At 67.9% G+C, this 14,048-nt stretch carries 9 protein-coding genes; 2 read left to right on the plus strand and 7 right to left on the minus strand.

Annotated elements, in window-relative coordinates; genetic code table 11:
* Nucleotides 1–59: 59 nt before the first annotated feature.
* Together ACXAD2_RS06265 and ACXAD2_RS06270 are read right to left on the minus strand one after the other, a co-directional pair.
* Complete coding sequence (locus ACXAD2_RS06265) at nt 60–2,102, minus strand: DUF4214 domain-containing protein (RefSeq protein ID WP_475168272.1); 2,043 nt, start codon at nt 2,100–2,102, stop codon at nt 60–62.
* A 174-nt stretch (nt 2,103–2,276) separates the two neighbouring features.
* Complete coding sequence (locus tag ACXAD2_RS06270; RefSeq protein ID WP_475168274.1) at nt 2,277–5,183, minus strand: DUF4214 domain-containing protein; 2,907 nt, start codon at nt 5,181–5,183, stop codon at nt 2,277–2,279.
* Between the two features lie 245 nt (nt 5,184–5,428).
* Between ACXAD2_RS06270 and ACXAD2_RS06275 the strand changes: the two genes are divergently transcribed.
* Complete coding sequence (locus ACXAD2_RS06275) at nt 5,429–6,373, plus strand: glycosyltransferase (protein ID WP_475168276.1); 945 nt, start codon at nt 5,429–5,431, stop codon at nt 6,371–6,373.
* A gap of 88 nt (nt 6,374–6,461) precedes the next feature.
* On the opposite strand, the gene ACXAD2_RS06280 is transcribed toward ACXAD2_RS06275, so the two are convergent.
* Both ACXAD2_RS06280 and ACXAD2_RS06285 read right to left on the minus strand, forming a co-directional pair.
* Nucleotides 6,462–7,124, minus strand: coding sequence for an ABC transporter ATP-binding protein (locus tag ACXAD2_RS06280; RefSeq protein ID WP_224907246.1), 663 nt, complete (start codon nt 7,122–7,124; stop codon nt 6,462–6,464).
* An 11-nt stretch (nt 7,125–7,135) separates the two neighbouring features.
* The gene (locus tag ACXAD2_RS06285; protein ID WP_475168279.1) at nt 7,136–8,212 is read right to left on the minus strand and encodes a KpsE/RkpR family capsule polysaccharide export protein; all 1,077 of its coding nucleotides are present in this window, start codon (nt 8,210–8,212) and stop codon (nt 7,136–7,138) included.
* Between the two features lie 430 nt (nt 8,213–8,642).
* Between ACXAD2_RS06285 and ACXAD2_RS06290 the strand changes: the two genes are divergently transcribed.
* Nucleotides 8,643–9,458 carry an ABC transporter permease gene (locus tag ACXAD2_RS06290; protein WP_475168283.1) on the plus strand — a complete coding sequence of 272 codons (816 nt, stop codon included), beginning with the start codon at nt 8,643–8,645 and terminating at the stop codon, nt 9,456–9,458.
* Here the strand turns inward: ACXAD2_RS06290 and ACXAD2_RS06295 are convergent.
* The 3 genes from ACXAD2_RS06295 to ACXAD2_RS06305 form a co-directional block, all read right to left on the minus strand.
* Nucleotides 9,455–10,279: a Stf0 family sulfotransferase gene (locus ACXAD2_RS06295; RefSeq protein WP_475168286.1), complete on the minus strand. Its 825-nt coding sequence runs from the start codon at nt 10,277–10,279 to the stop codon at nt 9,455–9,457. The genes ACXAD2_RS06290 and ACXAD2_RS06295 overlap by 4 nt on opposite strands.
* A complete protein-coding gene (locus tag ACXAD2_RS06300) occupies nt 10,276–12,825 on the minus strand; it encodes a glycosyltransferase family 2 protein (RefSeq protein ID WP_475168288.1) in 2,550 nt (849 codons plus the stop codon). The genes ACXAD2_RS06295 and ACXAD2_RS06300 overlap by 4 nt, the downstream gene beginning before the upstream one ends.
* Before the next feature lie 164 nt (nt 12,826–12,989).
* Entirely contained in the window at nt 12,990–14,048 is a 1,059-nt protein-coding gene (locus ACXAD2_RS06305; protein ID WP_475168290.1) for a ParB/RepB/Spo0J family partition protein, read from the minus strand.

Genomic DNA, 14,048 nt, shown 5'->3' on the forward strand with positions numbered 1-14,048 from the left:
CGGTCCGCCGCGGGAGTCCCCGCCACAGACCCTGTTTCAGGCTCTGTGGACGCCCCGCCTCAGGCCAGTTCCAGCCGCGCCCCGGTCAGCAGGTCGAGATCGGTATCGATCAGCGTCAGCGCGGCATCGCCCCGCGCCAGCACCAGATCCTCGCCCACCCGCTCGAAGGCGGCGCGCGCCTCGGCGGCGCTGGCAAAGCCGAACCCCTCGAGCCGCAGCGTGTCCCAGGGTTCGAAATCGGCCACCGTGGCGCTGCCCCCGGCGGCGGCGTCGAACACGAAGACATCCGCATGCAGCCCACCGACCAGCAGGTTGTCGCCCGCGCCGCCATCGAGCACATCGTCGGGACCCTGCGCCCGCATCCACGCCTCGAAATCGGCGGCGGTGGCGGCGATGAACTCGGCGCTCTGGGCAAAGCCGGTGACCACCTCGGCGCGGCTCATGCCGCCCTCGAGACGGGCGCTCCAATTCTCCAGCCCGCGCGCGTCGGGGGCGCGATCCAGCACGTTGTTATAGAGCAGCGTGACAAAGCCCTCGCTGTCCAGCGCGCCATAGGTGCGCTCGAACTCGGCGCTCTGCACAAAGCCGCGCACCACCTCGACATAGTCGGTGCCCCCGGCCAGCCGCGCACTCCAGTTTTCGAAACCACCGGCATCGGGCGCGCGGTCCAGCGTCGCCTGATAGAGCCGGAACACATTGTCGCCCCAGCCCGGCGCCGTCTCTTCGGACATGCGGGCCGCGCCATAGGCCTCGGCGCCGATCGCCGTCTTGGCGACAAACTCGGCGCTCTGCGAGAAGCCGGTGACCACCTCGGCGCGGCTCATACCGCCCTCGAGCCGGGCACTCCAATTCGCCAGCCCCTGCGCGTCGGGCGCACGCTCCAGCACGTTGTTGTAGAGCAGCGTGACGAAAGCGGCGGTGTCGAGCGCGCCATAGGTGGCCTGAAACTCCTGCGAGCCGGTGAAGCCATCGGCCACCTGCGTCAGCGTCCAAGTGCCGCTGTCGAGCCGGTCGGCCCAGTTGCCATACCCCTCCATGTTGGGCTTGCGGTCCAGCGTCGCCTGATAGAGCCGGTACACCGCGCCGCCCGCCGCCGGAGCGTCGATGCGCTGCTCGCCATAAATCCGGTCATTGCCATCCGCGCCATAAAGCGTGTCGGACCCGCCGCCGCCGATCAGCACCTGATCGAGCCCATCGCTGCCGACCAGCATCTCATCCTCGGCGGTGCCGCGCAGCACCGTGCCCGGCAGATCCTCGGTCACCGCATCTTCGGCCAGCGCGTCGAGCTTGAGGTTGGCGCTGCCCATGCGCACCGTGTGGCGCACCACACCGTCGATGCCGGTGCCGCTGAAGCTGACCTCATAGACCCCCTCGGGCAGCGCCAACTGATAGCCGCCCGTCCCCCAGCTGGTGGTGGTGTAGCGCCCGGCGCTGCCAACGGCGGTGACGGTGATGCCGCCCAGCCCCTCGCCGATGTCATAGAAATCATCGCCATCGGAATCGTCGATCACCACGCCCAGCAGCTGCGCCTGATAGGTCGAGCGGGTGCCGAAATCCTGCGTCACCAGAAACGGCCCGACGCTCTTGCCCGCTGGCGCGGCCAGCACGCCGATGCCGATCTCGGTGACCGTGGACGACAGGATGGCGTTCCGGTGGCCCGCCGGGTCCTGAATGCCGCCGGGAGCGTCGCCCCAATCGATATAAAAGGCGGCATGGCCGTGCAGCGCGTCCTCGGCATAGGCAAAGACGTTCTCGTTCAGCCGCGACCATTGCTCATAGCCGGCATCCACCGTGCGGTCGCTGAGCTTGTCCTCGCCGGGCATCTGGTGGCCCTGCGCATCGGCATCGATCATCGCCTGCGTGTGGGTCTCGGCGGCGGCGGCCAGCGCGCTGTTCCACGCCAGCGGCGCCACCGGGTCATAGCTGGCCAGCTGCTGGCGGAACAGCGTCACATCGACGTCGAAATAGCGCAGCGCGGTGGCGATATCGTCCTGTATCGCACCACCGATCAGCGCGTCGGCTTCGGCCTGCGGATCGAGCCGGGCGCGGTTGATATATTCCAGCATCTGCTGTTCGAAGGCGGTCGGGGTCTGGCTTGTCATGTCGTCCTGTCGTCGTCTTCGGGGTCAGTAATGTCGTCTGGTCTTCTGAGAGGTCTTTCCGGTCTTCGGTCTTCAGGTCTTCGGGTCTGGGCTCGTTCGTTCTGGGCCGAGCCACTCTGCGGCAGCGAGGCGGAAAAATTCGTCGCAAGCATGGCAAAAGCCTGCCGCCGCGGCTCAGAACACGAACATGTCATCATGAATATCCAATGGCCCCGCGCCATGCAGAACAACGCGGCTGCCCTGATCGGAAAACACCATGGCGTTGCCCTGCTGCACCAGATGCGCGCGCAGATCCGCCGCCGTCTCATAGCCAAAACCCTCGAAGGCCAGCACGTCCCAGCGTTCGAGATCCGCCACCTCGTGCCAGCCGCGATCGCTGGCGCGGAACACGAAACGGTCGGCGTACATCCCGCCGACCAGCGCATTGCGCCCGCCGCCGCCGTCCAGCACATCCTCGATGCCGCGCCCGCGCATAAAGGCCAGCAGATCCGGCGCGCTGGCGGCGATGAACTCGGCGCTCTGGGCAAAGCCCTGCACCACCTGCACGCGGCTCATGCCGCCTTCGAGACGGGCGGTCCAATTCGCCAGCCCCGCCGCCTCGCCCTCGCGCCCCAGCACATTGCGATAGAGCTGCGCCACAAATCCCGCGTCGTCGAGCGCGCCATAGGTCTGGCGGAACTCGGCGCTGGCGGTGAAGCCGCGCGTCACCTCAAGGTAGGGCAGCCTAGCGGCAAGCCTTGCGCTCCAGTTCTCCAGCCCCGGCGCATCGGGGGCGCGGTCCAGCACCGCGCGGTAGAGCCGGAACACATCGTCCAGTTTGTCCTGCTGCTGCGCGCCTTGGGCAAAGCCCGCCGCCCCGGCGGCGCTGGCGGCGGTGAACTCGGCGCTGTCGGAAAACCCCAGCACCACGCGCTCGCGGCTCATGCCCCCCTCGAGCCGTGCGGTCCAGTTTGCCAGCCCCGGCGCATCCGGCGCCCGATCCAGCACATTGTGATAGAGCTGCGTGACGAACTCCGCGTCGCTGAGCGCGCCATAGCGCTCGCGAAACTCCTGCGAGCGGGTGAACCCGGCAACCACCGAGAGCAGATCCTGCGCCCCCGACAGCAGCCGCCCGCTCCAGTTCAGCAGGCCCGGCATGTCCGGCGCACGGTCGAGCGTGGCGCGATAGAGCCGGTAGACCTGCGCCGCCACCGGATCGAACCCCGGATCGAAGCTTGGATCGGGCGCAACGGCGGTCAGCAGATCATCCCCCGCCCCGCCCTGCCACAGCGCGCCGAAGGGCGCGGCGCGGCGCGGGTCTGGAGGATCTGGCGGTGCCGGTTCAGGGTCTTCGGCGGGCGTCTGCGGCTCGCCCTCGGAGCCGTCCGTCGGTGACGGGTCAGGCGTTGGATCTGGCGTTGGCTCCGGTGACGGCTCTGCTGGTGGATCCGGGGGTGGATCGGGCAGCGGGCTGCTGTCGATATGCCATAGGTCGCGCAGCCCCGAGAGGCTGAAATCCTCCGGCCCCAGCGGCGTTCCATCGGCACTGTCGATGCGCGTCGACTCGCCCAGCAGGTCGATCCGCACCCCCTGCGCGCTGGCATGGAACTGCAGCGCCGCCAGCGTGTAGACCCGGCCCAGATCCGACAGATCGATGCGGTCCACCCCCGGCTCGAAATCGGTGATCCGGTCGCTCTGCCCGTCGGCGGTCAGCACAAAGACATCCGCCCCCGGCCCGCCGCTCAGCCGGTCCTGCCCCGGCCCGTCGATCAGCACATCGTCGCCAGCGCCGCCCGACAGGCTGTCGTCGCCCGCCCCGCCGTGGATCTGATCGTCCGCCGCGCCACCAGCAAAGCGGTCGGCCCCGGCACTCAGCTGCCGCGTGACACCGACCGCGCCAAGGTCACTGCGCAGATGCGACAGCCCGTCGCCCAGCGGGTCCTCGGGCACGCCGCCCGCGACATAGATGTCGAGCCCCGTGGCATCCGCCGCCAGCGCCAGCGCCGCGGGGTTGCTCAGCGCCATCCCGGTGTCAGTCCCCAGCGTCGCCAGATGCAGCAGCCGCCCGCCGGGCAGCAGGGTCATCAGGCTCAGCCCGTCATCGCTGCCCGCCGCCGCCACATAGCTGCGGCCCTGCCAGGCCAGCACCGAAAGCGCGGTGACCCCGGCAAAGCGGGTCTGCAGATCGTCGCCCACCAGATCGACCACGCGCATCGCGCCCCCCGGTGCCAGCGCCACCACCGCGATCATCCCCGAGCCAGCCCCAAGCAGCGCGTAGTGCCGCCCGGCGACCTCGGCCAGCGCCAGATGCATCGGCGCATCGAGATAGAGCCCGTCGGCGACACCGATCTGGCGTAGGTCCGACAGCTGGCCCTCCTCCGAGATTGCCCAGGAATAGACACTGTTTTGCGCAGGCGACAGCGCCAGAACGCGGCGCATAGCGGGCAGGTCCACCACCGCTAGATCCGACAGATCGAGCGCCGCAAGATCGCCGGTCTCCGCCGCGCCGCCCAGCTGCGCCACCGCCCCCAGCTGCAGCTGCCCCGTCCCGTTCTGACCAGTCCCGTTCTGCCCCGTCCCGTTCTGACCAGTTGGCGCGCTGCGCCAGACCTCAAGGCCGCCCCCTGCCCCACCGCTCCTGCGCGCGGCGGTGAGCAGCAGATCGTCCACCGGCTGCGCCGCGGTCAGCGCCCGCGCCAGACCGTCGTCATAGCGCAGCAGCCGCCGCGCATCAGGAGCACCGCCGGAGCTGGGCAGCCAGGCCTCGATCACCGCCCCCAACCGGCCCGGGGCCAGCAACAGGCTCTCGCCGCCGATCTCGGCGCGCAGCAGGCTACGTGGCGCGTCATGGCCGGTGCCGCCATAGGACGCGGCGCCGAGCGGCGTCAGCCCGGCGGCCCAGCCCAGCACACCGCCCCCGGCGCCGCTGGCACTGTAGAGCCGCAGCGCGCCGCTTCCGCCGTCGCCGCTAGCTTCAGCGCCCTCATTTTCAGCGCTGTCATCAGACCAGAGCAGCAGCGCGCTCAGCGCCACCATATGCGCAGCCCGATCCGGCGCCATCTGCGCCGCCTGTACCGTGCTAAGGTGGCGCAGCTGCACCATGCCGCCCTCCTGTGCCGCTCAGAGACCTCCCGCACCTCCGCACCCATCCCACCCCAGCTGTGGCAGAGAGGGTCTCGCGCTCCGGTAAACCGCAGGCCGCAGTCTGCGGGGAAAACGCTGCTGCTTTGTCACGTATTCGTCTCGAACTGCCCTCGCAGGCCCGGCAGCGGCACCCCGGCTGTTGCGCTGCCCGCGCCGCTCCGGCATGGCTAGGGCAGTTCCGCAGGCCCGCAGAGAGACCCTATATGAGCGCCGAGCCGTCCCTGTCGCAGCCCACACGGGTCACCATTGCGCTGGCCACCTGCAACGGCGCGGCCCATCTGCAGGAGCAACTCAACAGCTATCTCGCGCAGAACCACGAGGCCTGGGATCTCTGGGTCAGCGACGATGGCTCCAGCGATGGCACGCTGGAGATCCTGCGCGCCTTTCAGATCGCCGAAAGTCCCCGCCGCGAGGTGCGCATCGTGCAGGGCCCGCAGCGCGGCCATGCCGCCAATTTCCTGTCGCTGCTGTGCCACCCCGAGCTGCCCGCCGGACCGGTGGCGCTGTCGGATCAGGACGACGTCTGGCTGCCCGGAAAGCTGCGGCTGGCGCTCTCAGCGCTGAAAGACGCCGGACCGGTGGCGCTCTGGGGCGCGCAAAGCTACCACACCGATGTGGCGCTGCGGGTCATCGGCCGCTCGCGTCAGCCGCGCCGCGCGCCGTGTTTCCGCAACGCACTGACCCAGAATGTGATCAGCGGCCACAGCGCCACGCTCAGCGCCGGAGCGCTGGATCTGGTGCGCCGCGCCGGGGTGCCGAGCGGCATCCCGCATCACGACTGGTGGCTCTATCAGCTGGTCAGCGGCGCGGGCGGCGCGGTGGTGGTCGATCCGGCGCTGCTGATCTACTACCGCCAGCACCACGCCAATGCGGTCGGCGCGCATCAGGGGCTGGCCCCCAAGCTGCGCCGCGCCCGCATGGTGCTGGGCCGCACCTATGCGCGCTGGCTGGGAGGCAATCTTGCGGCGCTGGACAGGGTGTCAGAGTTGCTGACGCCGGAGAACCGCGCGCTGGTCGCCGAACTGCGCGCCGCCGGGCCGCACCCCGGACCGGCTCGGCTGCTGACCTTCCGGCGACTGGGCCTACACCGGCAGACCCGGCTGACCACCGCCAGCCTCTATCTCGCCGCGGCGCTGGGGCGGGTCTGACCCGGGCTTTCAGTGTTCCTAGAATACGCTCGCCGAAAGCACGTGGCCTCGGCGAAACAAACTCTACATAAGGGTTTTTTGATCCCACTCAGCCCATGCGCTTCATGTTCTGCTCGTGCTCGCGGATGCCGCGGTCAACGTCGTCATGGAAGGTCAGGTGGCCGTCCTCGAGGATCACCACCGCATCGCAGAGCTGGCGGATCTGCCCCATCGAGTGGCTGACCACCACCGAGCCCGCATCGCGCATGCGCTGCTTGAACAGCGCGTCGCTGCGCGACCGGAACGAGGCGTCGCCGACCGCGGTGATCTCATCGACCAGATAGGTGTCGAAGGCGATGCCCATGGAAGTGCCGAAGGCCAGCCGCGAGCGCATGCCCGAGGAATAGGTCTTCAGCGGCAGGTGGAAATGCACCCCAAGCCCGGCGAAATCCTCGACGAAGGCAATGAGCTCATCGGTATCCACCCCATAGATGCGGCCAATGAAGCGGCAGTTCTGCGCGCCGCTGAGTTCGGCATGGAACGAGCCGGCAAAGCCCACTGGCCAGGAGATCGAGCCGGTTGAGGTGATCTTGCCCGAGGTCACCGGCTCGGTGCCGGCGATCATTTTCAGCAGCGTCGACTTGCCAGCGCCATTGCGCCCCAAGAGCCCCACCGAGCAGCCGGAGGGGAAGGTCATCGACACGTCCTGCATGACGGTCTTGCGCTTGCCGTCCATCACGAAGGTCTTGGTGACATTCTCGAAACGGATCATCCCACCGCCCCTTACCGGCGGTCCTTGACCGAATAGAGCACCAGCACCACGGTCGCCCAGAGCAGGAAGAGGAACAGCGCGGTCATCAGCAGCAGGATGCCGCGCTTGGGATATTCCGCGGTCTCCGCCGCGGTCGGCTGCATATAGGCGGCAAGATAGCGGCTCTTGCGCTTGGCGTCGGCACGGGCTGCATCATAGGCGGCCAGCGCCGAGACATAGGATTGCTCGGCGAACTCACGGTCCACCGCCAGCCGCTCATAATCGCCGACCAGATCGGCAAAGGCCTGCCCACCCGGCCCGGTGCCGCCGTCGAACCCAAGCTTCTGGCGTTCGGCGGCGATGCGGGCGCGGATCACCTCAAGCCGGCGCTCGCCCTGCGCGACGCGCGGGTCATTGGCCTGCGAGGTCTCGCGCAGCAGGTCAAGCTCGATGATTTGCTCGGCCTCCTGACCCTGCAACGTGCTGAGCAGCCCGGCCTGGCTCTGCAGATCGAGCTGCGGGTCAACCAGCTGGTTCTCGTTGCGGAATTGGGTGATCGTCTCGCGCGCCTCTTTGAGCCGCTCCACTGCCTCGTCAAGCTCGTCACGGGCATAGCTGATGGCATCCTCGCGGGCCACGGCGCTCAACTCGTTGATCACATCCGCGCTTTCGGCAAGCAGCGCCTGCGCCACCTGCGTCGCATCCTCGGGCCGAAAGGCGCGTACTTCGATCTCGATCAGCCCCGAGCTGTAGGAAATACGAACCATATTTTCCCAGTAGCCCAGCAACTCCTCGATCGAGGCGTCCTCTTCGAGCGCGAACACCGGATCCCAGTCGGGCCGAGTCCAGATTGTGTGCAGGTCAAGCTGATCGTCGATATCCGAGACCAGCTTCTGGCTCTGAATGAACTCATAGAGGATGTCGGTGTCCGACGAGCTTGAGCTCGACAGGTTGGTAAGCCCGCCCAGCAGATCTACCGCCGAAGCGGAATCCTCTTGCCGCACGGTGAACCCCACCCGCGAGACATATTGATCCTCAGCCACCAGCCACAGGTAGAGCGCGGCGACGATGCTCGGCAGGATCACGCAGCCAATGAAGCTCAGCAGCATCAGCCGGTGCCGCGGGCGTGTCTTGGCCGCACCCGCTGGCGGGCGCGATGTGTCGGGTCGTGCGCCGCCTGCTGGCGGCAGACCAGGCTGGCCAGCACTGGGCTTTGGCGGCGCCGGTTTCTGTTCTGCCGCTTTTTTCCGCCCTGGCTTCTGAACCGCCGTTTTTTCTCTCGCGGCTGGCTTTGCGGCAGGTTTCCGCTTTGCGGCGGCTGGATGGGGCGCTGCCTGTAGGGAGGTCTTCTGGGTGGGGCCGGACGCGACGGCGGGAGTTTCGGGGGCGTTCGTGCCCGGCTGCGGCTGGCCGTGTTCGGTGCCGGCGGGCGTGTCCTTGGCGGGTTGTGTCAAACGGTCCCCATTGGAATGTCAATTGCCAGAGTACGATGCTAATACACCGGGCAAGAACAAGATACCAGATTCCAGAGGCCCCGGCATGAGCTCGTCCCATTTTGCCCCGCCCGCCCAACCGACTGCCTCGAGCAAGCGCTCCTTCCCTGGCGCCCGCGCCATCGCGGCGCTAATCCTCCGCGAGATGGCCACCAGCTACGGTCGCTCTCCGGGGGGCTACGTCTGGGCCATTCTAGAGCCAGTGGGCGGCATCGTCATGCTGTCGCTGGCCTTCTCCGCAGTGATGCGGACCCCTGCGCTCGGCATCAGCTTCCCGATGTTCTACGCCACCGGCATGCTGCCGTTTCTGCTCTACGTCAACCTGCAGGGCAAAATCTCCAGCGCACTGAACTTCTCCAAGGCACTGCTGGCCTATCCCACGGTGACCTTCGTCGACGCCATCCTCGCGCGCTTCATCCTCGAGGTGATGACCAAGCTGCTGGTCAGTTACATCATCTTCGGGGGCGTCATGCTGCTCTACGAAACGCGGGTCACGCTGGATTTCCCGAAGATCCTCGAAAGCTTCGCGCTGGCGGCCTTCCTAGGCCTCGGCCTCGGCACGCTGATGTGCTATGTCTTCACCCGCTTCCCGCTGTTTCAGAAGGCCTGGGGCATCGTGACAAAACCGCTGTTCCTTATCTCCTGCATCTTCTTTCTGTACCAGAACATGCCCGAACCCTATCAGAGTTATCTTTGGTACAATCCGCTGGTGCATATCGTCGGGCTGATGCGGGCTGGGTTTTACCCGAGCTATGACGCTTCCTATGTATCGCAGGTCTATGTGCTCAGCATCAGCGGCATTTCCTTCGTCCTCGGCCTGCTACTGCTCAAGCGCTATCATGCAGAGATCCTGAACCGTTAAGCCCCACCCAAAACCTTCCGCACCTCTTCGAGAAAGCGCGCCTCAAACGCGGCATTGCGTGCATCACGCTGCTGCGCCAGGCGTGGCGGGCCGGGCTGCCACCCTGACGCCGCCAGACCGGCCCGATGCAAAATCTGACCGACAGCCTCGGGCTTCCGCGTATCCTGTTCGTAGGTGACTGCAAAACGCGGGAAACCATGCGTCCGGCATATGAGGTCGATCAGCAGGTTCGCCTTCTGGAAACTCTCAATCGAACGCAGAATCTCGTCCGGATCGAAGACGGGCTCCACCTCGGATTCGTCCTGCCGACTGGACCACTGCCCGGTCTGCAATGCGATGGAATAGGACACCGCCTGCGCCAGAAGATCGTCGCGCTGGACGTGCAAAACAGTCACCGAGGGAAACATCGCCGGTATGTTAAGGCGCACCAACATCGCCAGTTGATCCCAGGACGCTTTGAGCATCAGGCTTTGCTCGGGCCCGCAGTGGGACGTGTGAAGATGTCGCAGATAGTCGGGAAAACGCTTGAACCCGTGCTGCGCCTGCATGGTCTCAAGAACGCCGCCGTTGAGATATTCCCCGCCGCCATTCGCCTTGCCCGCCTGACGGATATAATCCACCAGAAGGTTCGAGCCAGAGCGGTTGGTGAAGCCGACGATCACCAGAGGCGTGTCGAACGCCGGGCCGCTGGCGCGGTAGCTCGCCTCTGTTCCATAGAGGTCACGCAACCGGCGCTCGTGCCCGCCCGGACGAGACAGGATCTGCAAAGTCGTCGGCGCGACATTGCCCCTATTGAGCCGTCTTTTCAGGAAATTCTTCACCCCGTCTTTCCCTGTATCTTTCCCTGTATGCTGTGTTCCGTCTCACGCAGGTCTCCCGCCGCTTGCAGCGCCGCCAGCAGCGGTGCCGTCAGGCCCGCCCCGCTCTCCGGCAGGGGCAGCACCGCCCCCGGCGCGCCCTGCGCCACGGCGCGGGCCACCGCCTCGCCCTGCGCGCCAATGTCAAAGCTCACCACCGGCAGACCCGTCGCCAGCATCTCATGGGTGGTGAAGGAGAAGGTCTCGGGCCAGATCGAGGGCATGAACCAGCTCGATATGCCGTAGCGCGCCACCAGCCCCGGCAAGTCGCGCAACTCGTAGCTGCCATGCACCAGGCTCGGCGGGGCGAGCTTGTAGCTCGGGTCGATGTGGCCCAGCACCACCAGCCGGGCGGCGCCCGAGCGGGCCAGATCGCGGCTCAGGTCCTGCAGCAGCGCCGCGCCCTTCTGCACCCCGATATTGCCCAGCACCCCGATCACCGGCACGCCGCCCTCACCCTTGCCCGGCGCGATGCGCGGCGGTGTGGCAGGCAGCTGGTGTGGGCGCACCTCGATGCGGGGGGCGGCCTGCGGGTAGGCCTGCGCCACGATATCACGGCTGGAGCCGGAGAAGACCACCACACGCTCGGCGACCGCCATCAGTCGGCCCCAAGCCGCCTGCCAGTCGCGCAGCGAGGCCATGACGCCGCCCGGGCGCTCGTAGACATGCGCCGGGTCGTCCTCCAGCGGCCCGCCCGCCAGTGGCACGCCGCGGTAGACGCCATCGGCGCCGAGCAGCGTATAAGAGGGGCTGATGGGGAAGAAATCATGCATGAGGATCTCGACCGGATGCGCGCCCTGCCCGTCTGGCTTTGCCGCCAGCGCAAGCAGCCGGTCCGGCAGTTCCGAGGCATCACGCTCATGCACGCCGCAGGAATAGACGACGCGCCGCTCGGGCAGCAGTGCCACCAGCCGCGCGACCAGATCCCAATCGTTGGTGAGTCCTTGGGTCATGCCGGTGGGGCCGTAAAGCTCGAGCTTCCAGCGGTGCCCCTGCCCGACCCGCAGCACCAGCGCCGACTGGCCCGCCTTGGTCTCGGCGGCGATACGGTCCTGCAGGTAGTTCTCCGCGCCGCCCCCCAGCGCATGCGCAAGGTAGACCGGCACCGCGCCGGTCTGCCGCCGCGCCGCCAGCACCAGCCCCAGTGCCAGCCGCGGTGTGTTGAGCGGATCACGGCGGATGAACTCCTGCACCTCGGCGTCATAGCCCGGGTAGCGCCCCGAGAGCACCCGCAGATTGCGCTCGAGCAGGCGCTGCTTGTCGGCGCTGCCGAAGGACTGGCCGCCGCGGTGCTCGACAAAAAGATTGGGCGCGCAGACATGCCGTCCGCCCATGGCCACCGCCTTGCGGCACCAGTCGTTCTCTTCGCCATAGCCGCGGCCAAAGATCGGGTCGAACTGTGGGATACGGGTAAGGAACTCCGGCGCCAGCGCCATGCAGAAGCCGACGCCGGTGGGCGCCTCGGCCAGCCCCGCCACAGGATCGAACCCCGCCGCCGCCTCGTCGAGCGCGTCGACATCGCCGGGCGCCAGATCGTTGCGCTGGCAGATCACCGGCACGGTGAAGATCTCGGCGTCATTGGACATCGGCGTGACCGAGGCCACATCGGGCTCGGTCAGCGGCGCCAGCAGCCGCGGCAGCCAGCCCGCGGGCACCATCGCGTCGGAATTGACCAGCACCACCGGGTCTTGGGGCCAGTGCTGTAGCGCCTCGGCAAAGCCGCGATTGACCGTGCCGATGAAGCCGAGGTTTTCGTCGTTCTCCAGCAGGGTGACCTGCGGATGCGCCGCGGCCCAATCGCGCAGGAAGGGGCGGACCTGCGGATCGGGTGAGGCATCGTCGATCAGCAGCAGCCGCCAACCGCCGCCGGAATGCCGGGCGATGCGGTCCAGCGCCTCGGGCAGCAGATGGAAGGCATTGTAGACCGGCAGGATCAGCGTCGCGGCACGTTCCGGCGCGGCGGCGGGCGGCCCCTCGGGCAGCAGCGCAGGCAGCATCTCGGCGGCATCCGAGCGCGGCACCAGCCCCAGCCGTTCCTTCACCACCTCGCGCGCCCCCAGATCGCCCTGACGCTTCCAGCGGTGGATCACCGGGGCCAGCTGCGCCAGCGTGGTGACGAAACGCAGCGCCATCGGCGCCCGCGCCCGCAGCAGTGCCTCATGCGAGAAGCCGGGCAGGGTCTGACGCAGCGGCTCCTGCCCCTCGCCGCGTTCGGCAACCAGGGTGATCGGACCGGTCTCGCAGGGGATATCCAGCGCAAAGCCGCGCCGCGCGCTGCCTGCCTGCACTAGATCGGGCACCACCCAGGCGCGGGTGCTGTTGACCGCCAGCCCGATGCGCGCCGCCTCGGCCCAGCCTTCCACATGGATGCGGTGGCGGCGCAGGGCGATGCGGGTGATCTCGCCATAGGACGCGCCGGTCTCGTCGCGCAAAACTGCGCCGGGACGATCCAGCTCGATGTTCATCTCCGCGTAGCGCAGGAAGATGCGATAAACCCGGGCGAGCAGCAAAAATCGTCTCCTTGAAACCGTTGCTACGGCTTAGGCGGCAGGGCAGGGCAGCGCAAGCATGCAGGACCGCACCCCGCGCGCCCGGTGTTCACAGGCCACAGCGCCGCCGCCTGCGAAATTGTTTCGCAGCGAAACATTTCCTGCCCCAGAGCCAAACACAGGCCTTATCCCTCCATCCGCGCCGAAAGCCAGGCAGCGAGATCGGCGCCCAGCTCGGCATCCGCCGCAGGCCCCGAGATCTCGAGCCGCGCGCCACGACGGCGCAGGGTGAGCCCGGGCCATTGCGCGAGGGTCTCGGGCGGTTCTTTCGGCTCTACAGCCGGGGTTTGGCTCTCGATCTGCGGCGCGGAAGCGGGGACCTCCTCCGCGCGGCCCGCCGCCATACAGCGGGTGATGATCTCGCGCTCGGCCCCGGCATCGGCGGGGGCTTCGACCTTCAGCGCGGCAGAGATCTCCTGCGCCAGCCGCGGGCGGTCGCGCAGCTGCTGCGCCAGATCGAGCCCGGCGCGTTCGCTCAGCGCCTCGGGGAAGCGCAGCGCGCTGTCGAGCACCCTGACGATGCCAATGAAGGAATTGATCTTCGAGCGCCGCGCCCGCGGCACCGAGGCAAAGAGCGTCGCCAGCGCATCCTTCTCGCTGTTGAAGATGCCGCGCTCGGCGGCCTTCACCACGATGCGGGCGCGTTCGTAATGGCTGAGGTTGGCGCGGATCTCATTCTCTTCGATCATCGCGAGGTAGGCCGCATGGCCATCCTCGGGCCGGCGCAGCAGCGCCAGCACCGTGCCAAAACGCGCATCTCCGGTCTCCTGGCGGAGGGCCGCCAAAGCGCGGCAGCGGCGCCAACCCGACAGCAGCCCATAGCCAGCGCGGCCGGGCAGGGCGACCACCTCGATCGGGGTCTGCTGTCCGCGCGCGCGCAGGCTGTCGCGCAGCGCCTGCGCCTCCTCCGGATCCTCGGCCATGCGGTCGCGCACCAGATGGTTCAGCTCGACCTGCTCCAGCGGCAGCTCCAGCACCAGCTTGCCGTCGCGCCGCGCCGCCGCCCAGCGGTCTGACAACTCCTCGAGCGCGGCGCTGGCCGCTGCACCCGCCGCCACATCGGAGATCGGCGCGGCCCGCCGCGAGGGGGCGGTGAACATGGATTTCGTTTCCAATCCCGCCGGGCCGGTCTCGGCTCCGAGCGGGGTGGGCTCGACCGGGGTCAGTCTCTTGCGCTTGGCCAT

It is taken from the genome of Salipiger sp. ABN3_019 (assembly GCF_056158605.1).

Bases quoted from the DNA above. Each gene is read 5' to 3' on its own strand.
- ACXAD2_RS06285 (WP_475168279.1), bottom strand. From the start codon at position 8,212: ATGCTGCTGAGCTTCATTGGCTGCGTGATCCTGCCGAGCATCGTCGCC.
- ACXAD2_RS06280 (WP_224907246.1), bottom strand. From the start codon at position 7,124: ATGATCCGTTTCGAGAATGTCACCAAGACCTTCGTGATGGACGGCAAG.
- ACXAD2_RS06305 (WP_475168290.1), bottom strand. From the start codon at position 14,048: ATGGCCAAGCGCAAGAGACTGACCCCGGTCGAGCCCACCCCGCTCGGA.
- ACXAD2_RS06270 (WP_475168274.1), bottom strand. From the start codon at position 5,183: ATGGTGCAGCTGCGCCACCTTAGCACGGTACAGGCGGCGCAGATGGCG.
- ACXAD2_RS06265 (WP_475168272.1), bottom strand. From the start codon at position 2,102: ATGACAAGCCAGACCCCGACCGCCTTCGAACAGCAGATGCTGGAATAT.
- ACXAD2_RS06290 (WP_475168283.1), top strand. From the start codon at position 8,643: ATGAGCTCGTCCCATTTTGCCCCGCCCGCCCAACCGACTGCCTCGAGC.
- ACXAD2_RS06275 (WP_475168276.1), top strand. From the start codon at position 5,429: ATGAGCGCCGAGCCGTCCCTGTCGCAGCCCACACGGGTCACCATTGCG.